Origin of the sequence: Paenibacillus dendritiformis, from assembly GCF_021654795.1 — a bacterium.
In the GTDB taxonomy this organism is placed as follows: Bacteria; Bacillota; Bacilli; order Paenibacillales; family Paenibacillaceae; genus Paenibacillus_B.
This window is the reverse complement of record NZ_AP025344.1, coordinates 105,838-131,543: the sequence shown is the minus strand read 5'-3', so window position 1 is coordinate 131,543 and position 25,706 is coordinate 105,838. Positions and strand designations below refer to the sequence as shown.

Annotated in this window: 27 protein-coding genes, 1 pseudogene and 1 other annotated feature; of the genes and pseudogenes, 3 read left to right on the top strand and 25 right to left on the bottom strand. The window is 54.5% G+C overall.

Going from position 1 to position 25,706, the window contains the following annotated elements; genetic code table 11:
• Positions 1-6: 6 nt before the first annotated feature.
• Both L6439_RS00655 and L6439_RS00650 read right to left on the bottom strand, forming a co-directional pair.
• Entirely contained in the window at positions 7-240 is a 234-nt protein-coding gene (locus L6439_RS00655) for a hypothetical protein (RefSeq protein ID WP_168182279.1), read from the bottom strand.
• Entirely contained in the window at positions 240-1,235 is a 996-nt protein-coding gene (locus L6439_RS00650) for a WXG100 family type VII secretion target (RefSeq protein WP_168182280.1), read from the bottom strand. The genes L6439_RS00655 and L6439_RS00650 overlap by 1 nt, the downstream gene beginning before the upstream one ends.
• Before the next feature lie 247 nt (positions 1,236-1,482).
• Between L6439_RS00650 and L6439_RS00645 the strand changes: the two genes are divergently transcribed.
• Together L6439_RS00645 and L6439_RS00640 are read left to right on the top strand one after the other, a co-directional pair.
• Positions 1,483-2,175: a FadR/GntR family transcriptional regulator gene (locus L6439_RS00645; RefSeq protein ID WP_168182281.1), complete on the top strand. Its 693-nt coding sequence runs from the start codon at positions 1,483-1,485 to the stop codon at positions 2,173-2,175.
• Positions 2,176-2,207: 32 nt separating this feature from the next.
• The gene (locus L6439_RS00640) at positions 2,208-2,993 is read left to right on the top strand and encodes an ABC transporter ATP-binding protein (RefSeq protein WP_168182282.1); all 786 of its coding nucleotides are present in this window, start codon (positions 2,208-2,210) and stop codon (positions 2,991-2,993) included.
• Positions 2,994-3,113: 120 nt separating this feature from the next.
• Here the strand turns inward: L6439_RS00640 and L6439_RS00635 are convergent, their stop codons facing one another.
• The 21 genes and pseudogenes from L6439_RS00635 to L6439_RS00535 all read right to left on the bottom strand — a co-directional run bounded on the left by L6439_RS00635 (position 3,114) and on the right by L6439_RS00535 (position 19,791).
• Positions 3,114-3,503, bottom strand: coding sequence for a YflT domain-containing protein (locus L6439_RS00635; protein ID WP_168182283.1), 390 nt, complete (start codon positions 3,501-3,503; stop codon positions 3,114-3,116).
• Between the two features lie 221 nt (positions 3,504-3,724).
• Positions 3,725-4,004, bottom strand: a pseudogene (locus L6439_RS00630) (ATP-binding cassette domain-containing protein); the annotation flags it as partial.
• On the bottom strand, positions 4,001-4,372 hold the full coding sequence (locus tag L6439_RS00625; RefSeq protein WP_213468551.1) for a GntR family transcriptional regulator: 372 nt from the start codon (positions 4,370-4,372) through the stop codon (positions 4,001-4,003). The gene L6439_RS00625 and the pseudogene L6439_RS00630, both read right to left, overlap by 4 nt.
• Before the next feature lie 234 nt (positions 4,373-4,606).
• Entirely contained in the window at positions 4,607-8,035 is a 3,429-nt protein-coding gene (locus L6439_RS00620; protein ID WP_237096695.1) for a copper amine oxidase N-terminal domain-containing protein, read from the bottom strand.
• 166 nt (positions 8,036-8,201) lie between these two features.
• Entirely contained in the window at positions 8,202-8,750 is a 549-nt protein-coding gene (locus L6439_RS00615) for a nucleotidyltransferase family protein (protein WP_213468550.1), read from the bottom strand.
• Positions 8,751-8,784: 34 nt separating this feature from the next.
• Positions 8,785-9,597, bottom strand: a complete 813-nt coding sequence (locus L6439_RS00610; protein ID WP_213468549.1) for a class I SAM-dependent methyltransferase — start codon at positions 9,595-9,597, stop codon at positions 8,785-8,787.
• A 40-nt stretch (positions 9,598-9,637) separates the two neighbouring features.
• Positions 9,638-10,450 carry a GNAT family N-acetyltransferase gene (locus L6439_RS00605; RefSeq protein WP_213468548.1) on the bottom strand — a complete coding sequence of 271 codons (813 nt, stop codon included), beginning with the start codon at positions 10,448-10,450 and terminating at the stop codon, positions 9,638-9,640.
• Between the two features lie 10 nt (positions 10,451-10,460).
• Positions 10,461-11,006: a GNAT family N-acetyltransferase gene (locus L6439_RS00600; protein WP_168182288.1), complete on the bottom strand. Its 546-nt coding sequence runs from the start codon at positions 11,004-11,006 to the stop codon at positions 10,461-10,463.
• 68 nt (positions 11,007-11,074) lie between these two features.
• A complete protein-coding gene (locus L6439_RS00595) occupies positions 11,075-11,212 on the bottom strand; it encodes a Rossmann-fold NAD(P)-binding domain-containing protein (protein ID WP_213468547.1) in 138 nt (45 codons plus the stop codon).
• A gap of 215 nt (positions 11,213-11,427) precedes the next feature.
• Positions 11,428-11,985, bottom strand: coding sequence for a hypothetical protein (locus tag L6439_RS00590; protein WP_168182290.1), 558 nt, complete (start codon positions 11,983-11,985; stop codon positions 11,428-11,430).
• Positions 11,986-12,159: 174 nt separating this feature from the next.
• Complete coding sequence (gene yqeK, locus L6439_RS00585) at positions 12,160-12,798, bottom strand: bis(5'-nucleosyl)-tetraphosphatase (symmetrical) YqeK (RefSeq protein WP_168182291.1); 639 nt, start codon at positions 12,796-12,798, stop codon at positions 12,160-12,162.
• A gap of 295 nt (positions 12,799-13,093) precedes the next feature.
• The gene (locus L6439_RS00580; protein WP_168182292.1) at positions 13,094-13,480 is read right to left on the bottom strand and encodes a VOC family protein; all 387 of its coding nucleotides are present in this window, start codon (positions 13,478-13,480) and stop codon (positions 13,094-13,096) included.
• 228 nt (positions 13,481-13,708) lie between these two features.
• Positions 13,709-13,942: a hypothetical protein gene (locus tag L6439_RS00575; protein WP_213468546.1), complete on the bottom strand. Its 234-nt coding sequence runs from the start codon at positions 13,940-13,942 to the stop codon at positions 13,709-13,711.
• 113 nt (positions 13,943-14,055) lie between these two features.
• Entirely contained in the window at positions 14,056-14,799 is a 744-nt protein-coding gene (locus L6439_RS00570; RefSeq protein WP_168182293.1) for a DUF4184 family protein, read from the bottom strand.
• Positions 14,800-14,891: 92 nt separating this feature from the next.
• A complete protein-coding gene (locus L6439_RS00565; protein ID WP_213468545.1) occupies positions 14,892-15,104 on the bottom strand; it encodes a hypothetical protein in 213 nt (70 codons plus the stop codon).
• A 37-nt stretch (positions 15,105-15,141) separates the two neighbouring features.
• On the bottom strand, positions 15,142-15,564 hold the full coding sequence (locus L6439_RS00560; RefSeq protein WP_172879146.1) for a nucleoside 2-deoxyribosyltransferase: 423 nt from the start codon (positions 15,562-15,564) through the stop codon (positions 15,142-15,144).
• A gap of 239 nt (positions 15,565-15,803) precedes the next feature.
• Complete coding sequence (locus L6439_RS00555) at positions 15,804-16,664, bottom strand: molecular chaperone DnaJ (protein ID WP_237096694.1); 861 nt, start codon at positions 16,662-16,664, stop codon at positions 15,804-15,806.
• Positions 16,642-17,337: a helix-turn-helix transcriptional regulator gene (locus L6439_RS00550; RefSeq protein WP_168182295.1), complete on the bottom strand. Its 696-nt coding sequence runs from the start codon at positions 17,335-17,337 to the stop codon at positions 16,642-16,644. Before L6439_RS00550 ends, L6439_RS00555 begins: the two co-directional genes overlap by 23 nt.
• Positions 17,338-17,563: 226 nt before the next feature.
• A complete protein-coding gene (locus L6439_RS00545; protein ID WP_213468544.1) occupies positions 17,564-17,824 on the bottom strand; it encodes a hypothetical protein in 261 nt (86 codons plus the stop codon).
• Positions 17,825-18,463: 639 nt separating this feature from the next.
• Positions 18,464-18,994, bottom strand: coding sequence for a tubby C-terminal domain-like protein (locus L6439_RS00540; protein WP_168181085.1), 531 nt, complete (start codon positions 18,992-18,994; stop codon positions 18,464-18,466).
• Between the two features lie 248 nt (positions 18,995-19,242).
• Positions 19,243-19,791: an NADPH-dependent FMN reductase gene (locus L6439_RS00535; protein ID WP_168181086.1), complete on the bottom strand. Its 549-nt coding sequence runs from the start codon at positions 19,789-19,791 to the stop codon at positions 19,243-19,245.
• 188 nt (positions 19,792-19,979) lie between these two features.
• Positions 19,980-20,231 (top strand) — a binding site (T-box leader).
• 106 nt (positions 20,232-20,337) lie between these two features.
• On the opposite strand from L6439_RS00535, the gene trpS reads away from it, so the two are divergent.
• A complete protein-coding gene (gene trpS, locus L6439_RS00530; protein WP_213468543.1) occupies positions 20,338-21,330 on the top strand; it encodes a tryptophan--tRNA ligase in 993 nt (330 codons plus the stop codon).
• Positions 21,331-21,430: 100 nt separating this feature from the next.
• Here trpS and L6439_RS00525 read toward each other — a convergent pair whose 3' ends face one another.
• Together L6439_RS00525 and L6439_RS00520 are read right to left on the bottom strand one after the other, a co-directional pair.
• The gene (locus tag L6439_RS00525) at positions 21,431-23,497 is read right to left on the bottom strand and encodes an amylo-alpha-1,6-glucosidase (RefSeq protein WP_213468542.1); all 2,067 of its coding nucleotides are present in this window, start codon (positions 23,495-23,497) and stop codon (positions 21,431-21,433) included.
• A 74-nt stretch (positions 23,498-23,571) separates the two neighbouring features.
• Entirely contained in the window at positions 23,572-25,695 is a 2,124-nt protein-coding gene (locus tag L6439_RS00520; RefSeq protein WP_213468541.1) for a glycoside hydrolase family 3 N-terminal domain-containing protein, read from the bottom strand.
• Positions 25,696-25,706 lie beyond the last annotated feature (11 nt).

The window sequence follows — 25,706 nt, the reverse complement described above, 5'->3', positions numbered from 1 at the left end:
ATGGTTTTACGGTGTTCCGTCCGAATACGCCACCAGAACTTCCGTAATGATGATGACAGCCGCCATCAGAACGAGGATCGATGGCCCTTGGTATTTGGGGGAGCACCATTTTTTAATGGCGAAGTAACCGGCAAAAAATACGAGAATCATCCAGCGAACGGCATCGTATTTCGGCGTGGCCAGCAGGAAAAATCCGACAAACGCGGCGACCGCGGTATAGAACATCCATTTGATCCACACTAGTTGTACTCCTTCCAATACCGGTATTGAATATCCTTCTGACCGTTCGTGACGATGACCATGTTTTCGATTTTGCCCGTCTCGATATTCGTGCGGTAGATCATCGTCCGCGTCTCTCCGACATCAGGTACCGGGGGAATGTATTTGTCCAGGAAAAAAGCCCCGCCTGCGCCCGAGGCATGCTGAACCCATGGCTTGCTTCCCCGGGTCAACAAAAGGCCTACGCCATAGCTGGTCGCCGTTTTGGCCGCGGATCCCATAAAGTTCTCGAATTTGCCCGTTGTATGTTTTTGCTCCCAATATGTATATTTTGATTCGTCCTTCTCATAACTGACGACGTTGCCCTTGCGGTCGACCGAGATCATCGTCTTGTCGTTGCCCTCCTGCAGCGGATAGTTCACGACAACGGAATCGCGCGTCATCTTCGTCGTCTCTCCTCCCCCGAGGTAATCCGTTCTCTCCACCTCATCCGCATATTTGAGGTTGATAATATTCATTTTGTCATGAGCTTCCTGCATCAGATTTTTATCGCCCAACTCCTCCGCCTGCTTCAGAATGTCCTCATATTTCCGGTATTCCTTCACGTCTTCCTCGTCCCAGTCCTTGAATGGCTCTCCGGCGGAATCGGCGCCAGGCTGGGCTCCGGCCCCCAGCACGCTGCTTACGAACACCGCTCCGCTGGCCGCCATGACAGCCGCATTCACGAGGGCCTGAATTCCCCCGGTGGGAGAGCCGTCCCCTTCCCTGAACCGGCGGGCGATATCTTTTAATTCCAGCTCTATCTCCTGGAGCTTCGCCAAGAAGGAAGAGAATACCTGCTGAGACGACTGGAACTCGCTGTAGAAGCGGTTCTTCTCCATGCCCATCCACTGCGATTCCAGCGACTGGATGGCCTTTTGAAGGCCTTCCATTTGCGTTTTGGACAATCCGTATGCCAAGTGGAACAAGTTTGCCACATTATCGATTTGCTCCGGTTTGATCGTAATGCGCATCATGCATCCATTCCCTTATCTTGAATTTGATATGATTATAGCGAATCACCGCTCTCATTCCCAGCGAGGAATTTCCTAATTTTTTACTGGTATTCCGAAGCGCCTCCCGGGATATCTCCTCATTATGAACCATTCATCCCCTTTGCTGCCGGACCTGTGAATCGGGACTTACGGCTTAGCAGCCCGGCATAGTTTTGTTTTGACATTTCAAAAAAAAGGAATATACTTCTCTATAACAGGAGATGATCTGATGAATTTGAATACGCCCAAGTTCACTGCCGTCCCCCGCCGCAAGCTGGTGGATCAGGTGCTGGAGCAGCTCCATGACGCGCTGGTCAGCCATTATCGCCCAGGAGATCGGATGCCGGCCGAGCCGGAACTGATGGAGATGTTCGGCGTAGGCCGTTCGACGGTCCGCGAAGCCGTCAAGATCTTGGTACATGCCGGCGTGCTGGAAGTCCGGCAAGGGGACGGGACGTATGTCCGCTCGCTGCCCTCCGATGCGGGCTCGCTGGAACAACGGCTGCTCCGGGCCGAGACGGAGCACATTCGCGAGATCAGAAGCATGATGGATGCCCAGGCGGCCCGGTTGGCCGCGGAACGGCGCACGGACCAGGATCTAAGGCGGATGAAGCGGCTGCTTGAAGAACGGAAAAAGGCGTTGGAGGCGGGCAATTATGCCTCCTATGTGGATTATGATGTGGAGTTCCACTGTTCGATTGCAGAGGCAAGCCAGAACCCGCTGCTGCTCGATCTGTACCGGGCCTTTTCCAACGCGCTTCGTGGCGAGCTGAGCCATCTCATCGTCGGCACGAAGCATTATGAGGACCGGTCGGAATTGCATGATCAGCTCTACCAGGCGATTGCGGCCCGGGACGCCGATACCGCGGTGCGCTTGTCGCTGGCCAATCTGGCGCCGCAGGGCCGCCGCGGGAGCGAATAAATGTTCCCGACACAGAGGAGAGGAGAGATGTTATGGTCATTGATGTGCGCAATGTAACCTGGAAGAGGGACAACAAGACGATTCTGGATCGGGTATCCTGGGAGGTGAAGCCGGGAGAGCATTGGTGTCTGCTCGGGCTGAACGGATCGGGGAAAACGACTTTATTGAATATGATCAACGGCTATATCTGGCCGACTTCGGGAAGCGTCTCCGTCCTGGGCAAGCGGTTCGGCACCTTCGATCTGCGCGAGCTGCGCAAGCATATCGGCTGGGTCAGCACCTCCCTGCAGCAGAAGCTGTACGGGCACGAGACGGTGCAGAAGATCGTGCTCAGCGGGAAATTCGCCTCGATCGGCCTGTACGATGACATCGAGGAGGCTGACGAGGAGAAGGCATTGTCCTTGATCCGGCTGCTTGGCTGCGAGCGGCTGCTCGACCGCACCTATGACACGTTATCGCAGGGCGAGCGGCAGCGGGTGCTTATCGGCCGGGCGCTGATGGCGTCGCCGAAGCTCCTCATCCTGGACGAGCCGTGCACGGGACTCGATATTTTCGCCCGCGATCAGCTTCTCCATATGATTCAATCGATTGCGCGCGAGCCGGATGCCCCGACTCTCATCTATGTCACGCATCATGTCGAAGAGATTATGCCCTGCTTCAATAAAACCCTGCTCATTAAGCAAGGAACCGTGTTCTCATCCGGCAATACGGCCGATCAGCTGACCTCGGCCCATTTAAGCGAGTTTTTCCATGCGCGCATCGAGGTGCGGCAGGAGTTGGGCCAGCGCTACTCCCTTCAATTGCTTGACATGGAATAATACGCTTCCCCCTTTCACTTCAACACAACATTGCTTTTCAGCACAAAAGCCGACCTGCGTCGGCTTTTGCTTGCTTCCGCCCTCTCCTTGCCTCTGAAGGCAATTCCGGCTTGGCAGGACTTATACGAAAGGCGGATAATAGATGATATCCGGATCGTAGCGGCCTCCGTCATACGGATTCCCGCTCCAGGCGAAAATGACGATCTTGCCTTTGTCCAGCTCCCGTTCCAGCATCTCGGCATGCTGCTTCGAGACGCCCATAGACGTCATCTTGGCGCGCAGCTCGTCGCCATGCGAGCGGAACAGATTCGCGACCGCGGTGAAGACGCCTTCTTCCGCCACGCCGATCTCAGAGGCAGCCGCTTGTTCGGCGATATGCTCCGTCCGCTTCTTGTCATGGGCCAGCACGTACAGATGGTCTCGGTTATAGCCCAGATTGGCCAAATCCTGAATCTTCGCCTCGGCCTCCCTTGCCGTATTGACCGTGTACACCTTCGTCTGCTTGTTCATGTCGATTCCTCCTTCATGTTCTCTCCCTATCCAGTGAAGCAACTGCTTACCGTGTTCTTAACCGGCCGCCATGGTGATTAAACACCGGGTGAAGAAATGACATTCAGCTCGTGAGCACGGAGAAGCGGGGAATCGCAGGTCAGATAGTCGATCTTCGAACAAGGAAGTACGATATCAAGGCGTAAATCAAGGTAAGAGGCACCGTCATCGAGACTAGCTCCCAAGCGGAACGTATCCGGGTACTTCTGGCTCTCCTTGATGAAGCATACTTGGCTGAGCACCCGGTTATTCTCAAAGGGCGCCTCCCCGAACAAAACGGATGGAACCACTCGTCGGGAACAGTTGGGCCGTCATCAAATGCATAATCGTTGTCTTCCCGGCTCCATTTCTGCCCAGCAGCCCATATATTTTATCTTCCTCCATCACAAAGCTGACATTTTGAACCGCGTTCACATGTCCGTATGATTTGCTCAGCTCCCGCACTTCTACGACATGGCTCATCGCGTGCCCTCCCCTCTGCGAATCATATCGATCAATTGGTCTGTCGTCATACCCAGCTTCTCTGCCTCCCGGATCATCGTGACCACATATTGTTCGTAGAACCTCTTCTTGCGCTTTGCCAACAATAGGGCGCGTGCTCCCGCCGCCACGAACATGCCAATCCCTCTCTTCTTATACAGAATCCCTTCATCCGCTAACAGATTCATACCCTTGGCCGCTGTCGCCGGATTGATCTGGTAGAAGGAAGCGAACTGGTTTTTGGAAGGGACCGGCGATTCTTCCGGCAGCCTTCCTTCGATGATATCGTCCTCAATCCGCTCCGCAATCTGGACAAATATCGGACGATTGTCATCAATGAGCGAACTCATACTTCCCACCACCTAACTGGTTAATTAGTCGTGTAATCAGCTGTACACCTTAATATTCTTTCTGTCAATAATGGCATTTATAACAAAAAAACATGGTCCTGTGACGAAGACCATGTTCTATCGTTGCGCAGGTTTCCCGGCTGAAAAGGTAAAAAGGGCCCCGGCTTATTGCCGGAACCCTTGCTGCCTGCTTCCGTTAGAAAGCAGGATTGTATGCGCCGCACCCTAGAACGCTTAGAACTGTGCCACGACGCCCTGGGATGGAGCGGACAGCACGTTTGCCGCACGGCCGTCCGAAACAGTGAGGACGTAGATAATATATGTTTCTCCATTGACAAGAGGATTGCCATAAGCGTCTTTATCGTAGGAGTTCAGCGTAACCATGCCTTCTCCCGAAGGAGATACGGCTTTAGAGCTGTTTGCCCCTGCCCAATTCGCCTCATTCAGCGTAAAGCTGCCTGCTCTGTGGGAAGGCACTGCCATAACGGCATAGTTTGCAACGCCTCTCTCATTCGTCAGCTTGCTGAAATAGACCCGCAGGTCGCTTCCATTCATCTCCGCCGTTACGTTTGTCGCCGGAGATACGTATTGCGCCGACAAGACCACATCGCGGGATGGATCAGAGAGCGCATTGACCGAGCTGACCCGGCTATCGGCTACGGTGAGAACATAGAAGCGATAAGCGCTGCCGCTTGTAATGGCCTCTCCTCTCACATCGCGTGCGTTCTCTGGAAGAGACAGGCGAATCGTTCCGCCCTGCTTCGCCGCATAGGTGTAATATGGCGTATTGTTGGCATCCGCCAACCCAAACCTCTGATCCGACTTCACGGCCATCACGCGGTATTCCAGCACGCCATAATCATTGGACGGCGCGGTGAAGCTCACCTCGATATCGCGGGCCGTGCCGCTGTTGCCTGTGACATTGGCCGTTACGTTCGACACCGCAGAGACCGACGAGTTGCTTGTCAGCACGATTTCCGGAGAAGCCCCGGACAGCATATTCGCGTTATAGCTATTGTTGCTGACAGACAAGACAAACACCTTGTAGCCGATGCCATTTCGAATCGCTGCTCCATCAACGTCTCGTGCCGAGGAGGACAAAATCTGATCGATATTTCGGCCTGTCTTGCTTACATACGTATAGTTGTTGCTGGATACGTTGTTGGCGCGATACAAGTCGAAGCGGCTTGCATCGGCCGATCTCACGACCATGATCCGGTAATGCGAGATGTTCGCTTCATCCACTGCCCGGTTGAAGCTGACCCGCATATCGCGGCCGTCGTTATAATCGCCGACGTCGCTTGCGTTGACGTTGGTAGCCGGATACACCGTCGAGTTATTGCTCAACGTGATGATGTTCGAATAGCTGGACAACGTATTGGAATAACTGCCCGAGCCGACAGACAAGACGAACACGCGGTAGCTGACGCCGTTCCGAATCAGCGACCCGTCGACATCTCTCGAGCTGGACGAGAGCGTCACGCTCTGGTTGCTGCCATTGCGGCTCACATAGGTGTAATTATAGCTGGATACATTGTTCGCATCCCCTACCGTGAAGCGCCCCGCATCGGACGACTTCACGACCATGACGCGGTAATGGCTGATATTGGACTCATCCGCCGCGCGGTTGAACGTTACCCGCAGGTCGCGGCCATCGCCGTAATCATTGATGTCGTTAGCCTCGACATTGGTCGCGGCATACACGCCCGAATTGCTGGACAACGTAATGGCGCTGGAAGCATAAGACAATGCATTGGAGTAGCTGCCTCTGCCTACCGAGAGGACAAACACGCGATAGCTCACACCGTTCCGAATATATGCGCCGTCCACATCTCTTGCGCTGGAAGAGAGCGTCAAGCTAAGATCGCGTCCCGTCTTATTTACCCGCGTGTAATATGAGCTTGACACATTATTCGCATCCGACACCGTGAACCGGTCCGCATTGGATGTCTTCACGACCATGACGCGATAGTGATCAATCAACGACTCGTCGGAAGCCCGGTTGAACGTGATTCGCATGTCGCGGCCGTCGTTATAGTCGCTGACATCGCTGACCTGCACATTCGTTACCGCGTTAGCGATGGAATTATGAGACAGCGTAATCGACGAGGACGCGCCGCTCAGCACATTGTTAGAGCTGTACCCGTCATTCGACACCGCCATCACGAATACCCGGTAGGTCACGCCGTTGCGAATATAAGAGCCGTTGACATCCGTCAAGCTCGACGACAAGGTCGTCGTGATATTGTATCCGGTCTTCGACACTTGATAATAGCGGCTGGACGACAATTTGTTCGCTTCGGTCACATCGAAGCGGGTGTAATCCCGATCCGGCACGACGAATATGCGGTAGTGGCTCACCTTCGACTCATCGGAAGATCTCGTGAACGATACCTGAAGGTCGCGGCCGTCGTTATAATTGCTTACATCCGCCACGCTCGTAATGACTGGAGCGCCAACCGTGGTGCCCAGCGTAATCGTCGCCGTGGACGAAGAGAGCTGATTGGAATGACGATTCAAATTATTGCTTACGGACAAGACGAACACCGTATAAGGCACGCCGTTGCGAATTCTGTCTCCGGACGTATCCCGGGACGACGAACTGAGTGTCGTCGATAAGGTCGTGCCGGATTTGTATACCGTCGTATAGTTGGAGCTGGATACCGCATTCGCCGCGTTCAGATCGAAGCGATGCGCATCCTTCGACTTCACGACCATGACGCGATAGTTGGCGATATTGCTCTCATCGGAAGCCCTTGCGAAGCTCACGGACAGGTCTCTTCCATCGCCATAATCGGCGACGTCACGCGCCTGCACATTCGTGGCCGCATAGGCTGAATCGCCTGTCAGCGTCACGGTCTGGGAAGGCCGGGATAATACATCCTGGTTGCGCTTGCCTACCGTCAACACATACACGACATAGGATTGGTTCGCCCGGATAACATCTCCGTTCACGTCGCGGCTCCAGGAATTGAGCGTAATCGAAGGATTTCGGCCATACGTATCGACGACCGTGTAGTTATTGTCCGATACCAGACGAGCCCGCGCCAGCGTAAAGGACGATGAGTCCGAAGCCTTGACGACGAGAACCCGATAGTGATCGATATTCGATTCCTGGGACGCCCGCGTGAAGCTGACGTTCAGGTCGCTGCCGTTACCCGCTTGGCCGGTTACTTTGGCATTTACATTCGTTGCCTGATAGACTTGATCGCTTGGATAATCGTCCTGGTCACGATTACTCGTATTAATGGTAACGGTCTGCGTTCTGGAGTTCCACAGCACTTGCTCGCCCAACGCTTCGCTCACGAAGCGAACCGGAACCATCGTTCTTCCCCGGATCGTCTGGGCAGGAACCTCCAGAGTCACGTTCGAATCATTGATCGTGGCTATCTTGGAGCCAATCTTGAGGACCACGGTCGTACCCGCTTTGGTCGCGGTCACTGTCTTTGTTCTCTGGTTCCATCCTACCCTCGCATCCAACGCCTCGAAGATGGCCCGCAGCGGAAGCATCGTCCGCCCTCGAATCATCATAGGCGGTTGATCCGTCACTAGCTTGTCGCCATCGATGTACACACTGATCTGCGGGGCCGCCTGCACTTGCGCTTGAATGGCAAATGTAAACAACAAGGCAAATGCAATCAGCCCGGATAGTATCCTTTTCACAAGTTCATCCTCCATTTGTTGTCATTTCAAACCTCTGATATGTGTAACGCGGTTACTGAGGTAAATGTTTCTTCCTTTTTAAAAATATTTTCATTTTTGGTCAAATTATCGTTCAGGCCCCCTGATGCCTGAACGGTATGCAGGCCAGCATCTCCGGCTCGGCCTTCTATGCTTCAATAATCGTCAGCAGCGGCCAATGTTCACGCCATTGCTTCGCGTTCACCCGCGCCATGTAATAGACGGGATCGGGAAATGCCGGGCTCCGCCTGACGACCATCTGGAACAAGTCCTCCAAGCCGTGCGGATGAATCAGTTCTATCCGCCCCTCCCCATTCAGCCGCGCGCCTACCGCCGTAGCCGTCTCCGGCCACCGGCTCAGGGCATCGAAGGTGGATGCGTAAGGCGCCACCCCATTGCGGATATGCATTCTGGCCTGGTTTTTGACCGACCATTTTTCGTTCCCCGTACGCCTGATCAGTTCCTGCTCCAGCGCCACGTCCCGCTGCTCCGACAGTTCCTCCGGGTCATAGTAGACGACATCGATATCCTGATGCCGGCCCCGGTACTTGAATCCATGCAGCCGGTCCCATATATAATTGCGGATATATCCGGCGGCGATATAGCATTGCGGAAGCTGCAACTCTCTGACGATCCGCAAGTCAGCCATTAATTCCTCATGTTCTTGCAAATAATGAATCAGACGCTGGTCCAACACGGGGATTCCTCCTCTTTCGCAGGCGCTGGACGCCTTATTTTCTCCGGCCGATGTAGAGCAGATGGGAAGAGACGCCCAGGACATAAGGACAGGAAGCCATCTCATAGATCAGCTCCAACGCTTGGCGATATTCGTCTTCTCCGCGTGAACGCCAATAGTCGAATTGCTGCTCATTCATCGCCCCCGCGATGCTGGAAGAACCAAGGAGCTGCACCGTCTCGAAGCCGTGCGCTTCCATGAACGGGGCAATCTCCTCTATCCGGAAATAATACGCGCCGGTAAACCGCCCTTCATCCTGGTGATTGAAGATTCCCGTCTCCATGAAGCCACGAATCTGGCGGATGCTGTCATTCGGCTTCCAATGCTGGGGATGAAGGAGCGAATTCATCACATGGCGGACCACGGTTATCACCGCGACGAAGACGATGCCGCCCCGCTTGGTCACGCGGTACATCTCTTGCACGGCGGCATGCCGATCCTCTTCCGCCTGCAAATGATAGAGCGGCCCCATCATCAGCGACGCATCGAACTGCTCGTCGGCAAATATCCCCAGATGTCTGGCATCCGCTGCATAGAACCCTTGGAATTGCCCGGCTAGCCCCCGCTCTTCCGCCTTGTCCCGCGCGATCTCCACCAGTCTTGGGGCAAGATCGGTCAAGGTGACTTGATAGCCCGCTGCGGCTAATTCCAGAGCATATTTGCCCGGGCCCGCTCCATTGTCCAATAGATGCCCGCCAGGCGGCAAATGCTTGCGGATATGGTGCCAATTCACCATAAATTCGAGAGGCTCCCTGTCCAGGCGGCCCCACTCGTCAAACCCGTTATAATAATCGATAATTTTGTTCATGGCGCACCGCCCTTGTCTCTCCCCATCGCCAGTCCAGCGATCAGAGCTCGGTCCAGGTCGAGCGCACGTACCCGATCCGCATCCCGGCCCGCTCCATATTCCGGTGGCTGCCTGACAGGAAGGCGCATTGGCCCACGGCCAGGCTGCAATCGCGCCGTGCCGCCTCGGCAAGCCTGCTGCGCAGCAGACTCAGCTGCAAGCCCCGCCGCCGGTATTCGGGGAGCGTGGCCGCGAACGTGAAGGAAGCGATATCTCCCTTCACATGCATGACGCCGACAGCCGCTGGACGCTCCTCGTCATAGGCCATATAAAAGCTCCACCCCGGACGCTGATGAAGCACGCGATTGTTGGCCGCGACATGCGGGATGCCGTCATCCGGCAGTCCCGTCCCCCGGCAATGAATCATCGCGTATGTATCGAACTCCGAAGCCCCGATCTCTTCGATTCGAACCGCTCCCTGCGCAGGCTCCCGAATGGCGGCAGGAGGCTGCGCATACAAGGACGTATGGCTGCCCGACGGATACAACCCCCGCTCTGCCAGCGACCGGAGCACCTGTTGATCGGCAAGTCCGGGCACGACTTCGAATTGGGGTTTCCGATCCCGTTCCCGATAGAAGCGGATCATGTCGTCGATATGCCCGATATCGCTGCTCCGCAGCCCTTTGACCGTATTGAAGGAAGGCCATGGCATTGTCTTGCTGTAGAAGCAGACCGCATGCCCGAACTGCTCCACTTCCACGCCTTCCGGATTGCCCTCACGTTCCCGGATCGCATTCATCCGATCGGTCATATAATCGATTTCCGACCGTTCAATGGCTTGCATCATCTTTTCTGACGGATGTATGGCATTCATCCTCAAATGGTCACGCTCCGCTTACATATTCGCTCTGCAGAATGCTCATCTGGATAATGTCCCAATACTTGCCCTCGCGGTACAGCTTCTGCCGCAGCCGGCCTTCTTCCTTGAAGCCGCTCCCCTGATAGCAGCGAAGACCGCGCTCATTGAATTCGAATACCTCCAGCTCCAGCCGGTTCAGATTCAGCGTGTCGAAGGCGAACCGTTTGATCAAGGCGATCGCTTCCTTGCCGTACCCTTTGCCAAGATGCGATTTGCGGCCTATGACAATGCCCAGGACAGCGCAGCGGTTTTTCCAATCCAGCTTATGCAGATCGATCTGTCCGATATATTCAAGCGAATCCTTGTCGGCGATAATGAAGCCTTTGCTGCGGCTGTTTCCCTCGATCATCATTTTCAGAAAGCTCTCCGTGTCATGCAGCGTCTGCGGATAGGTAAAGATGTCGCTCAACGTATCCGTGATCTCCGGGTCGTTGACCCACTCCCGCATATACGGCAAATCTTCCATTCGATATTCTCTTAATATAATGCGCTCCCCTGCGATATGCGGCATTCGGATCATCCTTTCTGTCCGGGTTACGTACTTGGCATGAGCTCGGGCGGGCGCGCCGTCCCCGCCGCCTAGAAGGCCTGGTTCCGGATAATCGCCCCGATAACGCCTACGGCAATCCCGGAGCCGGTCAACCAGCGGGTACCGGACCGCTCAAGAACAAATCCAAGTTGAACTTGATGGTACTCGCATTTCGGAAAAATGTCCATAGCATTTACCACTTTAACCAAATTTGCGCTGCTTCCGAGAATATGAAAAAGCCTCCCCCGGGATTCCGGTCGTTCGTCCAGCTTATTCATCACGATCGGAATCGCCCGCGGAGCCGCCGATGACGAGCACATGCTTCATCCTCGCCTGACCTCCGTTCGCCGTATCTCTAATGAGCATCCGGGGCCGTGCCATCCGGGACACCGTCCCTTCCGCGCTACCTCTTCTTCCTCTTGATCGCATCCGCAACCCATGCCGCCCCGTACCCGATAATCAGCGCCAGGTCGATCCCGAACAGATACGTAAAAACATTAATGCAAGCCGTATTCGTATATTGATTCCACCATCCCCAGCGGTAAATGACCGAACCGGGACGATCCGGCGCGCCGCCCAGATTGCCAATCAACTGCTTGACATACAGCCACTCCAGCGCCAGAAGCGCCACTCCGAATAGGATAAGCACAAGAAGAGTAACAGCCTGATGGTGACCTCGCCGAAGCCCGCACGCGAAGAACCGACGCGAACCGATTCCGAGCATCACCAGAAATACGGCATACACCGGGACAAGAAGGCACAGCATCAACAGCGCCGGATTCCCGTTCCCGGACATGCCTCCACCCGGCCGCGGCCGAAGGGTGAACATATCGACCAGACCCACGCCGATCAGAGTCACGGCAAAGAGAAAGAGCAGCGCGGTGACAAAATACCGGCGGCGGGCTTGATATGCATCAGCCTCGGGAAGTGAACCATTCGCGTCATCCGGCCCCATGTTCATCCCCCGCTCCTTCACGTTGTTCCTGCGGACGTCTGAAGCCTTTGAACCGCATCTCCTGACAGGTCCTGCCCCGCGAGCGCCCGCTCCGGTTGAGGCGGCATAGACAGGATACCGGTATCCCGATACTCCGCAGTCGCCTCTTCCGATTCGCGAATCTCTCGATTCGCCCGAATGTTACGAACGGCCCGGCATCGATTGTTCCTTCATTACGCCCGCCAGTTCATAATAAGCGTCCCGCAGCCAAGGATGAAGCACCTTCAGCGTATCCCGACGCTCCCACAAGTAGTTGACATAGGCATAGGAGGCATGCTCGAGAGAGATCTCAAGCGCTTGCTCCACTTGCTCCAAATAGGGAGGCGTGCCTTCCTGATCCCATTCGATTTTGTCCGCGACGAACAGCACCTTGTCTATCATCGTGGCCTGCTTGCGGAGCGTCGTATGGCAGCCAACCGCATCCAATATATCTGGGTCGGTTACATGGAACAGATCCCGGGCCATCTGCCGCGACAGCTTCTGGTGAACAATCATCGGAAAGGCCTCTTCTTCCGGCAGCACTTCAATGCCAAGGGAACGAGAGAGGGGCACTCTGACATTGTTGGGATAGACCGCGCTTATATCATGGAGATAACCGGCGTACTCCGCAGCCTGTGAATCCAACCCGAATCGCTCCGCCAGACGGCGCGCTTCTTCCCCCACCCTCATGCAGTGCTCCGCCGTCCTTGGACAACCGTTCCTGACCAGAAAACGATAAACATCTTTGCCCAAATCGCCTGACAACGCTTCGACCTTTAGCTCAGCATAGACCGTATTCATATCCGCCTCCCCTTATATGCGCAGCGCCATGGCGCATGAAGCCATCCGATTTACACATGCTTGGATAATTGTGTATATTAAGCAGCTTCATCGTAACACAGAGGCGAAGCGAGGGGGTTAAAGATATATAAATATCTCATTGATTCTCTCTCATCCTATTGCGCAATATCATCCCCGGTCGCTGCGTCTCGGTCCGGCATTCTTGAATGAAGGCCAAGCCGATGTCTACATATGAACAAAAGGATGCGCATTGCACATCCCTGAAGTGAATGGACAACCGGGTCTATGTACCATGCTAGCGGCGAGCGGCGATCTCCACCTTCATCCGGTCCGGATCCTCGAAAAACACGGCATAATGACCGCTGCCCCCGGCATACGGATATCTGTCCGCATACAGCATAGGAATGCCTCTCTCCTCCAGCTTGAGGCGAAGCTCGTCAACTCGAGCCTTCGATTCCGCATGGAAAGCGATATGATTCAGGCCGGTCCGCTTGCGATGGTAGGGGAGATCAAGAAACCGGGCTTCCGTCTGTACGAATACGAGATAGGTGTCTCCCTGCTTCCAACTGATGCCTTCCGGCCATCTCTGGAATTCCTCATACCCCAGCTCCTTCAGCAGCCATCCCCAAAACGCGATGGATCGTTCCAAATCAGATACGTTGAACTCGACGTGATGCAGCATGCTTGCCTCCTGCTCTTTTGCCGCGCTAACATAAAACCCACCTTCCGGCGCTTGGCTTAGGCGGGTCTTCCCTGTTTCAACAGAACTGCGGCAGCTTGATATTTCTATATACATACTACTTCAAAATGAATATACGCACAAGCGTTCCCTTTTTTTCGGGCTGCAATATTGACCTTCCGGGATTATGCGCGACGACCATGCTGTACTCGTTCAAAAAGTCTCCTTACGTTACTTTTTTGTCCGTTCACTGGCTGTCCTAGCTTGATATAATCGGCATTCCGTAATCACTCGCTGATTCACCACCTGGGGGAAGTGCTTTGTCGAGGACAGCAGGCCCTCTTTGGCGTGGCGGTATTTGCTGCTCATATCCTGCAAGCTGATGCACGGAATGCCGATCAGCTTCAGCTCTTCATGCCGCACGACGACCGGCTCCATGTTCGGCAGCTTGTTCATGATTTGCATACTGGTCTCCTCCTGTTGATAGTCTTTGGACAACGACAACTATTGCGGCGGGATAAATGGAATTACATTAGACTTGTCCCCTGAAAGCTAACGATAACGTAAGTACGCCGATTCTACGAAATCACCTTCATCCTGCTTAGGGCGCTCGCTATAACAAGCCCTAGGAAAAAGCCCGTGACCGGGGCGACGACGATAATGCCGATGTAGTTCGCAATTGAGGCGGAGAAGATCTTGATTCCGGCGACCGCGATTGCCGTACCGCATACCACGATCCAATACTTCACCTTGGCGCTTTTCCGGACTCGAACAAAGCCGGTCCCGCACCGGACCTTGCTGAGCGCCAGAACAAGAAATAGCCCTTCGGCCAGCAAACCTATGATCGAAAGCCCATATTGAAGAAATTGGTACACCGGCGTTCCCATCATCATTTGTTCAAGCAACGGGCAGAGGCTTACAAATATTCCTGTCTCGTGCGTAAAGCCGTCCAATAACACATGAGCGTAGAATCCGATAATGACCGAGATCAAAAATACCGTCCAGCCGCGAATGCCTCCCAGCCTCCATGGCCGTACCAGTCCGTGCGCTTTTCGGTCCAGATTCCATACGGAGGGCAGATGACGCGCCAAAGGGGCTTTGATCAGGCAGTGGAACAACACCGCCAACAGTACGCTTAACGGGATCGCCTGCAGGAACAGGCCCAGCGTCGAATGGCCAATCGTCTGATAAGGCTCCAATGCAATGAAAAATTCAAAGTCGGGAGCCATGCTCCCCAAAATAAGGCCGGTCAAACTGAGATACTTCGGCTGCACCAGCTTCAAGGGCGCGGCATACAACGGATGTGCAAGTGTATACGGCATAACTTCCCTCACTTTTCTTGGGTTGATGATATTGGGCAGTTTCTCACGAGGGTCGCTCCGACATTAGGGGACATTCCACTGTTGGCCGTGATTTACAACTTCACATACTCATACCGAATCAAGCCGTAGTACCCGACAGTAAACCCACCCTTGATTTGATCGTAGTTGTCGGCAGCGACGGCCAACCCGAAGCTTGCCCCGGGCCCGTAACCATCCCCCGTATGCGACTGCTTTCCCTTCGGCGTTGAGGATTTCGGAATGGGATGATCCGCTTCATTGAAATAATGGCCGTAAACATCGAACACGCCCCAGCCTGCAAGAAGAACCGCAACCGCCAAATGCCTATTCGCTTTCGCATAAGCACCTCTCTTCCAGCGCTGCAGCCAATTTCATTTCCAAGTCGATCCTGCCCCGATAGAAGAGGACATGATCCGCGATTCCTTGAAGCGTGGCGGAAATGTCGGAGCCTTCTTGGGCAATGACAAGGATTGGTTTCTTTCTGCTATATCCATACCCAGCCTCAATCCCTAACCCTGTTCCCTTTTCACTGAACTCAATAAGAATAAGATCCGAGGAATCCATGATTTCGAATGTCTTCTGCATCAACTCCGCAGGCGAAAAGGATCGGCGCCCCCATTCCTCCACATCCCGGACAATACAACTTGCCTGATGCCCAAGTTGCTGCTCCAGCACGGAGAGGATTGATTCAATGACATGCCGGTTGGAAAAATCATCGACATATTTGATGCCGAAATAAATGTTCATCGTTCAGCCCTCTTTATTGCGATGCTTCGCCTTATTTCCTGTTACATACCGATTCTCCCGCTGATCTTCAACGGCAATCGCTTCATTCGGGTCTATCCTTGATTTCCTCGCACCTCATTATGTACAAGGTTGAAATCCGCTTCCTCCTCTGCCTTGCCACATATTGTAGTAGATTATGTAAAAATACTCAATTCGATCTCTCTGGCTATCGCCCTGCAAGAAAAAATGGAGAGACGGCCTCATGGCCGCCTCTCCGGACTTCGCTTCCCTTTTTTTTGCGATTCGCCGTTACCGCTATAATCATCGTATGCTTTTTTTACCCAATCGAACAGATAGGCACTGCCCCCATGATCGGGATGAAGCAGCTTTAGCAGCTTTTTCGACTGTTTCCGCACCTGCTTCTCATCCGCCTCTTCGGGCACGCCGATCAGCACATGATAAGACGCGGCTCCGGCCTGCCGATGCTCCCATGAGTTCGAGGAGCTGTCGCCATAAGAGCGGTTATACGATTGCTCCCGGCGCGGAGCCTGATCGGCCAGCTCGGACAGCTTGTGGCGCATGTGCTCCAACGTTGCCTCCAGCCGTTCCTCCTCGCGCGGAAGGCTGCCTTCCCAGAACTCGAATTCGAAATTCCTCATTATCTGCTCCAATTGTTCCATCAGATCGTTATACATGATGAGGGTCGCCTTCAGGCGATCAGCCAGCCTGTAGATTCGGAGCAGTTGCCGCACCGCCCATTCCGGCATTTCCAATTCGAACGCATGAAGCACCTTGCCCATATCCTTCTCCGGCACCGGCACCTCCTGCAAGAATTCCATCAACCGTTCCTGCTGCTCTTCGGTCAGCCTTGATCCGATCTGGACGGCAAATTGCAGCTTGGTGGTCCCGGCCTTCACTCTGTTCTGCCAATCCCTGTTCAAGTTCATCAAGGCCCGGACGAACTCGACAATATAAGGTTCGGTCACCGTAACGCCTTCCGAATCATGCACATTGGCGAATTGAGCCCCTTCCATGTAGCCATCTTCTCTGCCGATCTCCATATCCTTCCTCACCTCGAAATGGACGCCGCCGTCTGAACTAGATAATTTCTTCATCATCATTTGTCGTCTCATGGCCCGAAGGGACGCTTCGCTTCCCGGTAATGCGGAACATGCATTTACGCCCGCCGTCCGCCATGCATTCCGTCCGCTCGACATCGGCTTGCAGCAGATCTGCAAACAAAGCCAACTCGCACTGGCAGGGCGGGGAATGCTTGGCGGCCACCTGCGCAATCGGACAATGGGCCTCCTCCAGCCAGAACGATTCATCCGAGCCGTATCCCCACCGGGCCATATAGCCTTCCCGGTCCTGAATATCAGCCAGCGCCTGCACCCGCTGCTCCAGCTTCTGTCCCTCCAGGATGCTCGCATATCGCTGCATCAGCTTCCGCTTCCGCCGCTCGAACAACCGCTCCACGAACGTATCGCCGGCCATGGCCCGCATCTCTTCCATCAACTCCAGCGCAAGGCTGTCATACTTGGTCACGAACAAGGCGCTTGCCTTCTCCGACAAGCTATATAGATAGGCCGGTCTGCCGATGCTGGGGCGGGTCAATTGAATGCGGACATATCCGCCTTTCTGCAGATCGTACAAATGCCTGCGGACCGCGATGCACGTCAGATTCAGCTGATCCGCCAGCGGTTGAATGCCAATGGGCCCCTGCTGCTTCAGCATCGCCAGGATGTCTCTGCGCGTGGGCTGGTTGAGCAGACGGGCTTTCTGCGCAATTGTCATCTTTCATCCCTCCGCCGATTCATTCTTATGAAATTCAGACGGCCACGCTTGCCGTCAGACCCGGTTTTCACTCCTCTTAATTGTACCTTATCGAAAAAGTTTTGTATATGGTAAACATTATTGGTTAGAGTAAAATTTGTAGTCAAAAAAATATTGCTGAATTCGAATAAACTCCCCAAAACCCGCAATTTTGCATTATTCTTCCAGGTTCGCTATTTGAAGATGGCTATTTCCACCATCCTGAAAACTGCACCATTTCCCTAGACACGCCCATCCGGCAGGTGAAATCCGCAAAACTCCACGATTTCTCCAGATACGCCGATTCGGTAAGCGAAATCCTGCATAAATACAGCAATTCGATATGGACGACTATTCCAGAAAGGGAATCCTGCAAAATTACAGGAATTTCCCCTGTTTCGCTTCGGCTTGAAGCAAAAGGGCCTAAAATGATGTAGATTTGCAGCAATTCCTCGGGATGTGGACTCATCAAGCCGAAATTCCTGTAAAATAGCAGCAATTTCCTCCGCACGTCCAAGCCCCAGGAGGCAACGATGCTTCCAGCAGACCGATAATGCTTCCTGAAGGCAATGATGCCCCAAGCATCCGACGCGGTCGCTTGGATCCCGTAAAATCAGGCCTTTGAGTAGTCTATGGGACTTTTTTACCTGTGATGGATCTCTTCTCCCGGTAGAAAGATCGATTTAAAACGCTGTGAGAGCCAAAGTTTGGATGAGGAAAATGGACCATCTCCACCCCTTCGCAAAAAAACAGGGGTTTTCCAACAGCCAGAACCCGACGTCATTCTGTCCACCATATCACTTCTCTTTACTCATGTCGTTTGCAAGTCAGACAACGCCCGATAACATTGGCCGAAGGCGGTTCAACTCCCAGCTCCCTTGCCCAGATCAATACATGATGACATCTTTGATTTCCTTATGGTATTGCTCGGACAATGCCTTCACAGACTCCAAGCTCATGTAACCCTCATAATCGGGATCATAACCGATTTATTTTCTACCACTCGGATCCAACTGTACTCGATATCAACGATATGAAAAAAGGTTTAGAGTATCGAGCCGACATCTCTATACAGAAACAATGATTTCATCGATTCACTCCTTGTCACTCAATATAATGTCCTCATGATACGGTCTATACAAGGCAGCACAAGCGGACATAACGCATTCTCATAGATCACGAGTTCCCGTTGATTCAGCTTGCCTCCCGGAACTTTCGCAATCTCACCCACAACGGCATGGCTGCAGGAGTCGGATATCGTTGTCGTCCTGTTCAGCGGATCTTTGGCTATCACATACTCCTGCTCTTCATTCGTCCATATCAACCGGGGATGTGTGGCAATCTTCGACCGATCCTTGAGAAAAGACAAGCTTTCCCTGCCTTCACGCATCGTCGCAATCGTCCATTTTCTGCGTCCAAGCCATGGGCTGCTATCCATAATTTTTACATGCAGCTCCGAGTGTATATGCCGCCCCTCCAAGCTCAATTGCCAGTTATCAACCACCCAGCTTAATGCTTTATTTGTCCTCGTCGTAAATATTCGGTGAAAAGAGCCGACTGCATTACCGCCCTCATCTTCGATTGCTATAGGAGCAGTTGACATTTTAAGCAATGGACAAGTGTAATAATACCTTTCCATAAAGAGACTCCTTATCTCTGTTTTACACTTTGAAACTTAATCTCCTTAAGTTTATCATCCAACCCGAATATTGGATACTCCTTCAATCTTTTTCTTAGGCTTGGAAAAATAGGCTCTTCTCTTATCTGCCCATCACGAAAAAGCACCCAGAAAAAAGCGATCCCTCGCCTTCCTTTCCGAGTGCCATAAGTATTCTAAATTAGAAATTAACAACGCCCAAGCCACGAACCGAAGCTGTGCGCCTGGACTTACTTGGCGTGCTGCTTATTGTACCATGCCACGAAATTATCGACGACCGAATCGAGAAACGCGATGGTCGGCTCATGAATCAAGGTTCCGCTAGCGTCGATCTTCTCGTGAACGGAGCCGACATACACTTCATTCCCGGGAAGAAGGGGAGAAGACACGCCCGGCGAGAACAATATATCGCGCAAATGTTCCTGGGCCCGCACGGTTCCCAATGTGCCCATCGAAGCGCCGACGATCCAGGACGGCTTGCCCGCCAGCACCTTCTCCCCGCGGGACAGCCAGTCAATCGCGTTTTTCAATACGCCCGGGATGGAATAGTTATACTCCGGCGTCACCCATAGGACGGCGTCTGCCGCGCCTACCTTTTGGACGAATTCCTTGACTTCGGCCGGCGGATTATTTTCAATATCCTGATTGTAGAAGGGGAGCTCCTTGATGCTGACAATATCGATCTCGATTCGCTCCTGATACCTTTTTTGCATATAAGCAGCCAACTTCAAGTTATAAGACTCTGTGCGGTTACTTCCGACAAGCGCAACAATATTCATGGATCACGCCTCCTCTGAAATAAAAGTCCAATCGCTTTAACCTATCCTCTCGGGTTCATCCTTTATTATCCAGTCCTGATATATTCTCCAAAGCGAAAGATTAATCCTGCTTCCGCGGAATAGAATTTGTCCCGGATTGACTACGGCATTATACCGGTGTAAAATCATATCCAACATATGTATCCAAATTAACGACATGGAAGAAGAGCAAGTACGTATCAGAGATCGAGGTCCAGAGAGTCGGTGGCTGCTGTGAACCGATCCTCGCCTGATGCCGAATGGGCTTCGGAGTCGCTTCGCTGAATCTGGGAGTAGGCGTGGCCGGGATTCTCTTTCCGTTATCATGAGAGGCGTATCGAAGGAAGATGCTCCTTCCGTACGCAAGAGTGAATCGCTGCGGCGATTAATGAAGGTGGTACCACGATAACCTCGTCCTTTGGTGACGGGGTTTTTTTGTTTATTTGGCAGAGGGGGTGATGGTCATGGATGACGGCTGGTGGTTCACCAGTACGACAGAAGTATGGAAGATCATAAGGAGGAATCTCTATGCAAGAACGTATATTAACGGGAGATCGCGTAACCGGCAAACTTCACCTTGGCCATTACGCCGGCAGCCTCAAAAATCGGGTCGAGCTGCAGCACCGATTCGACACCTACCTCATCCTGGCGGATGTGCAGGCGCTGACGACTCATTTTGGGCAGCCAGAACTGCTGCCGATCCATTTGCGCAACGTGGCACTCGACTATGTGGCGGCCGGAATCGATCCGGAAAAAGCAACCATTTTCGTGCAATCCCTTATCCCGGAGATCGCGGAACTAACCGCCTATTTTTCGATGTTCGTCACCGTCAATTCGCTGCGCCACAATCCGACGATCAAATCCGAAGCCAAGGATCGGGGCTACCAAGAGATGCACTATGGTTTCCTCGGCTATCCGGTCAGTCAGACGGCGGATATTACTTTTTGCAAGGCGACGCTCGTCCCTGTCGGGGAAGATCAGTTGCCTGTGATGGAACAGACAAGAAAAATCGTGCGCCGGTTCAACCAGTTATACCGGCCGGTCTTGCCGGAACCGCGAGCGTTGGTGGGCGACGTGCCTCGCCTCGTCGGGCTGGACGGCAATCATAAGATGAGCAAAAGCCTCGGCAATGCTCTTCCGCTCGATTCGACAGCAGCAGAGGTTCAGGAAAAAATCAAAAGGGCGAAAACCGATCCGGCCCGCATCCATAAAAACGATCCCGGCCATCCCGAGGTATGCCCGGTATACAGCTATCATCAAGCGTTCCGCAAGGAAGGTGCCGACGAGATCTACGACAGCTGCTCCACAGGGCGTATCGGATGCGCCGAATGCAAACAAAAAATTGCCCGGAGCATTAACGATTTGCTTGACCCGATGAGAGAACGAAGAGCGGCCTATCTGAAGCATCCCGGAACAATCGACGAGATCATGATCGCAGGCACGGAAAAGGCGCGTCTCGCCGCGAAGGAAACGATGCTGGAGGTGCGCGAGGCAATGGGTCTGAATTATTTCACACGGTAGTATTCAGGCAGATTAAGCTATAGACATGCACCCCTTGGGATACATCCGCACAGGCCCGAGAGCCGCCCATGCCGATTCCAAGGGGTGCACGATAGTGCCGTTATGGAATCAATTCAAATCCCGTCGTATTCTCCAAAATCTCAACGGCGAAAGACTCGCCCTCGCGGCGGGAGACGCTTACCGACAGGTGGCCCGAACCAATGGCGATGCGCTCGGCCTTCACTTGATCCATTCCTTCCGGAAGGAACGGCGAGAGCGCGATCTCCCGCTTCACGGCATCCGGGTACAAGCCGAGCATCGCCTGCAGGAAGACGATCGACGTTCCCGCCGCCCAAGCCTGCGGCGAGCAGGTCGTCGGATAAGGGACCGGATGGCCGGTCTCCGGGCCGTAACCGCAGAACAATTCAGGGAGCCGCTGATATTCGAAGAAGGACGAAGCCTGGAGCAGGCCGGAGATGACTCGTCCCGCCTCCTGCTTGAAGCCGAGCTTGCCCAGTCCGAGCAGAATCATCGCATTGTCATGCGGCCATACGCTTCCGTTATGATAGCTCATCGGGTAGTAGCCTGCCGCGTCCGTGCTCATCGTGCGGATGCCGTATCCGTTGAACATATCGTCCTTCAGCAGACGCTGGGACAGCGCCTTCGCCCGCGAAGCCTCCGGCAGGCCGGTCATCAGCAGATGACCCGGATTGGAGGTCACGCTCTGGATTTGGCGTTGGTCCTTGTCGAGCGCAATCGCATAGCATTGCTCGTCCTCCATCCAGAAGGAAGACTCGAAGCGCGCGCGGAGCCCTTCCGCTTCCTCCTCCAATCGCTGCGCCCACTCCGCTTCGCCCATGGAAGCCACAATCGGGGCAAGCGACTTTTTGGCCTGGTAGACATATCCCTGCACCTCAGACAACGCGATCGGGGCTTCCGCATATTCGCCGGAGCGGTGCACGATCGAATTCGCCGAGTCCTTCCATCCTTGATTCGGGAATCCCTTCTCCGCTTCCTGACGGTAAGCCACGAACCCGGAGCCCGCTTCCAGAGCGGAATCGATATAGTCCAGCGCGCGGATGACATTCGGCTTCAATTCCTCGACAAGAGCGAGATCTCCCGTCCACCGATAGTATTCGCCGAGCACGACCAGGAACAGCGGCGTCGCATCGACCGTGCCGTAATAAGGAGAGAATGGCGATTGCTTCGTCGTCACCAATTCTCCGAATCGAATCTCATGCATAATCTTGCCCGGCTGCTCGTCTCTCCATGGATCGACCTTCTCCCCCTGGTAAGCGGCAAGCGTACGGAGCGTGCCCTTGACAATGTCCGGATTGACAGGAAGCATGAACAGCGCCGTAATCAGACTGTCTCTTCCGAACGGCACGGCGAACCATGGCAGTCCCGCCACCGTCGTAGCGCCATAGCCGACATCGGTCGTCAGCATGCGCAGATCTTGAAGCCCCCGCTGGAACAGCCCGTTGAACCGGTCCGAATCCGTGCTTACCTTCGAGCTGTTCTCGTACCATTGGAGATAGGAGGCCTCGAGCTTCCGCAGCCCTTCTTCATACGTTAAAGGATCCGCTGCCGGATGATGATCCGATGACGGAGTGATGAAAAACGTAATTTCCTGCTTCTGGCGTGCGTTCAACGACAGCGGGAACCGCACAGTGCCGCTCGCATCGGCCGTTCCTTCCGCGTCCCACGCGATGCGCGTCGATCTTCTCACGTTATCGGCCCCAAGATACGACAGGGCCAATTCCCGGCCGCCCGCCCGCGTCTCCTCCTGCTTGCCCACTTCGCCGGTGCGATATTTCCGGACCAGGAACATATCTTGGAAATCGGCATCGAAGAAGGCCGAAAATTCAAACTCGACCGGATGGGTAAAATAGTTCGTTAACGTGCAGCGCTCATATAAAATGCCGTCATAAATAAACCGCTCCCGCAGCACTTCGATGGCTCCTTCGTCCTTCTTGTCCTTCATCAGACGGAAGGAAGCCAGATAACTCTTGTCGCCGACGGAAGAGAGCAGTGTCGGCTTCTCGCCGTCAATCCACACTTCCATGCGGCTTAGATAACGCGTGTCCTTCATATACAATCCGTGACCCTGATCATCGCCCGCGACGATATCTCCATCCAGACCTGTCAGGAAAAACAGCTCGCCTTCTTTGATTACGCGATAGTCCATCATCGATCTCCCATCTATTCATAGTGTCTGCGTGAACGGCAGCTCCATCTATCTCCTTGGTGCGGGCCAAACATCTACGTTACCGTCAATTCGGCCTGCAGCCCTTCCTCGGAATGCGGCCCGATCCAGATATGGAATTTCCCCGGCTCCACCTTGAACCGGAATTGCTCATCCAGCAGCCCCAGCTCTGCCGGCGTCAGCTCGAAGCTTACCGTCCGGCTGTCTCCCGGCTCCAGGAAGACTTTGCGGAAGCCTTTCAATTCCTTGACGGGACGCGTCGTGCTCCCAACCAGATCGCGAATATAGAGCTGTACCGTCTCTTCCCCGGCGCGCGTTCCCGCGTTCGTCACCCGCACCGATACCGCGACCGACTCATCGCGGTGAATCGCGCTTCGTTCCAATTGCAGATCGTCATAATGAAATGTTGTATAACTCAGGCCGTACCCGAACGGATACAGCGGCGAATCGTCACAATCGATATAATCCTCATACAAATGCGGCCGGCCCGTATTTTTCCGGTTATAGTAAATCGGAATTTGTCCGGTCGATCGCGGGATCGTGACCGGCAAGCGCCCGCTTGGGTTATGGCGGCCCGTCAGCACATCGACCAGCGCATAGCCCGTCATCGTCCCCAAGTGCCAAGCCTCCACCACCGCATCCGCATGGTGATGCACCCATTCGGTCGCGAGCGGCCGCCCGTTCATCAGAACGACGATGACCGGCGTATTAGTCTTCGCCTTCAGCTCCCGGATGAGACGCTCCTGGCAAGCCGGAAGCGTAATCGAAGCGACATTGTAATGCTCGCCTGTCATCGCCTCGCTCTCGCCCGCCGTCACGACGGCCACATCGCATTGCTTGGCCAGCTCGACGGCGCGGTCAATCCCGCCCGGAATCGCCTCGTTGATACCGCTGCCCGGCTCATGGTACACCTCGGCATGGGGCCCGATCTCGGATTGGAACGCATCCCATGCCGTCACGACATCCTCGTCCCGGCCTTTCCAGGCCCAGCAGCCCATCGAGTTGTGGCGGTCATCCGCCAGCGGTCCGATCAAGGCGATTTTCCGGTGCCGCCCATAATCGAGCGGCAGGATGCCGCGGTCGTTCTTCAGCAGCACGATCGACTTGCGCGCGCTGTCTCTCGCTTGCTCCGCGTGCTCCGCCGGAATGCCGGGCGCCGGCGGCTCCCCGGCATCGACATACGGCCGCTCGAACAAGCCGAGCCGGAATTTCACCATCAGAATGCGCAGCACCGCTTCATCAAGCAGCTTCATCAGTTCGGGATTCTCCTGTACGAGCGATTCCAGATGCTCCAGGTAGACGCCGGAATGCATATCCATATCGACCCCGGCAAGCAGCCCTCTGCGTGCGGAATCGCGGCGATCCTCCGCATAGCCGTGATAGATTAATTCTTCGATCGATTCCCAGTCGCTGACCACCATGCCGGTGAAGCCCCATTCCTCCCGCAAAATATCCCGCAGCAAGCAGGAACTCCCGGTGGCAGGCACCCCGTTCAGCTCGCTGAAGGCGCTCATGACGGTCAAGGCGCCAGCCTGAATGCCGCCGAAGTAAGGCGGCAGCACGGTCTCCCGCAGCGTCCGCTCCGACATGTCGGTCGTATCGTAATCGCGTCCGCCTTCCACCCAGCCATATCCGGCGAAATGCTTGACGCAGGCGGCGACCGTCGGATACCCTTCCGCGTTCGGACTCTGGAAGCCTCTCACCTTCGCCGCTGCGGCCAGGGCAGACAAGTAGACGTCCTCTCCCGTGCTCTCCGCGATTCTCCCCCAGCGGGGCTCGCGCGTAAGGTCCGCCATCGGGGCGAACGTCCAACGGATCCCTTCCGCCGCCGCTTCGGTCGCCGCGATGCGGGCGTTCTTCTCCATCGCTTCCGGATCCCAGCTCGCCGCTTCGGCGAGCGGAATCGGGAAGATGGTCCGGAAGCCATGAATGACATCGTCGCCGATCAACAGCGGAATGCCCAGGCGGCTCTGCTCTACCGCGATTCGCTGCAGCTCATTGACTTTATCCGCGCCGTGCACGTTCAGCAGCGAGCCGATCCTCCCTTCCGCGATCAGTTCCCGCTCCCGTTCCTCGCAGCGGCCGTATTGCACGGTCTGGCCGATTTTCTCGGCCAGCGTCATTTTGCCAAGCAGTTCCTCCGCCTGGCCTCTCCATTGCTCCAACCCGCTCTTTTCCATTCCGCTCTCCT

What these genes read in the sequence shown, in the direction of transcription:
- L6439_RS00650 (WP_168182280.1), bottom strand. Translation starts at nt 1,235, where the DNA reads ATGATGCGCATTACGATCAAACCGGAGCAAATCGATAATGTGGCAAAC.
- L6439_RS00645 (WP_168182281.1), top strand. Translation starts at nt 1,483, where the DNA reads ATGAATTTGAATACGCCCAAGTTCACTGCCGTCCCCCGCCGCAAGCTG.
- L6439_RS00640 (WP_168182282.1), top strand. Translation starts at nt 2,208, where the DNA reads ATGGTCATTGATGTGCGCAATGTAACCTGGAAGAGGGACAACAAGACG.
- L6439_RS00635 (WP_168182283.1), bottom strand. Translation starts at nt 3,503, where the DNA reads ATGAACAAGCAGACGAAGGTGTACACGGTCAATACGGCAAGGGAGGCC.
- L6439_RS00625 (WP_213468551.1), bottom strand. Translation starts at nt 4,372, where the DNA reads ATGAGTTCGCTCATTGATGACAATCGTCCGATATTTGTCCAGATTGCG.
- L6439_RS00610 (WP_213468549.1), bottom strand. Translation starts at nt 9,597, where the DNA reads ATGAACAAAATTATCGATTATTATAACGGGTTTGACGAGTGGGGCCGC.
- L6439_RS00605 (WP_213468548.1), bottom strand. Translation starts at nt 10,450, where the DNA reads ATGAATGCCATACATCCGTCAGAAAAGATGATGCAAGCCATTGAACGG.
- L6439_RS00600 (WP_168182288.1), bottom strand. Translation starts at nt 11,006, where the DNA reads ATGCCGCATATCGCAGGGGAGCGCATTATATTAAGAGAATATCGAATG.
- L6439_RS00595 (WP_213468547.1), bottom strand. Translation starts at nt 11,212, where the DNA reads ATGGACATTTTTCCGAAATGCGAGTACCATCAAGTTCAACTTGGATTT.
- L6439_RS00590 (WP_168182290.1), bottom strand. Translation starts at nt 11,985, where the DNA reads ATGAACATGGGGCCGGATGACGCGAATGGTTCACTTCCCGAGGCTGAT.
- yqeK (WP_168182291.1), bottom strand. Translation starts at nt 12,798, where the DNA reads ATGAATACGGTCTATGCTGAGCTAAAGGTCGAAGCGTTGTCAGGCGAT.
- L6439_RS00580 (WP_168182292.1), bottom strand. Translation starts at nt 13,480, where the DNA reads ATGCTGCATCACGTCGAGTTCAACGTATCTGATTTGGAACGATCCATC.
- L6439_RS00575 (WP_213468546.1), bottom strand. Translation starts at nt 13,942, where the DNA reads ATGCAAATCATGAACAAGCTGCCGAACATGGAGCCGGTCGTCGTGCGG.
- L6439_RS00570 (WP_168182293.1), bottom strand. Translation starts at nt 14,799, where the DNA reads ATGCCGTATACACTTGCACATCCGTTGTATGCCGCGCCCTTGAAGCTG.
- L6439_RS00560 (WP_172879146.1), bottom strand. Translation starts at nt 15,564, where the DNA reads ATGAACATTTATTTCGGCATCAAATATGTCGATGATTTTTCCAACCGG.
- L6439_RS00555 (WP_237096694.1), bottom strand. Translation starts at nt 16,664, where the DNA reads ATGATGATGAAGAAATTATCTAGTTCAGACGGCGGCGTCCATTTCGAG.
- L6439_RS00550 (WP_168182295.1), bottom strand. Translation starts at nt 17,337, where the DNA reads ATGACAATTGCGCAGAAAGCCCGTCTGCTCAACCAGCCCACGCGCAGA.
- L6439_RS00545 (WP_213468544.1), bottom strand. Translation starts at nt 17,824, where the DNA reads ATGAGTCCACATCCCGAGGAATTGCTGCAAATCTACATCATTTTAGGC.
- L6439_RS00540 (WP_168181085.1), bottom strand. Translation starts at nt 18,994, where the DNA reads ATGGAAAGGTATTATTACACTTGTCCATTGCTTAAAATGTCAACTGCT.
- L6439_RS00535 (WP_168181086.1), bottom strand. Translation starts at nt 19,791, where the DNA reads ATGAATATTGTTGCGCTTGTCGGAAGTAACCGCACAGAGTCTTATAAC.
- trpS (WP_213468543.1), top strand. Translation starts at nt 20,338, where the DNA reads ATGCAAGAACGTATATTAACGGGAGATCGCGTAACCGGCAAACTTCAC.
- L6439_RS00525 (WP_213468542.1), bottom strand. Translation starts at nt 23,497, where the DNA reads ATGGACTATCGCGTAATCAAAGAAGGCGAGCTGTTTTTCCTGACAGGT.
- L6439_RS00520 (WP_213468541.1), bottom strand. Translation starts at nt 25,695, where the DNA reads ATGGAAAAGAGCGGGTTGGAGCAATGGAGAGGCCAGGCGGAGGAACTG.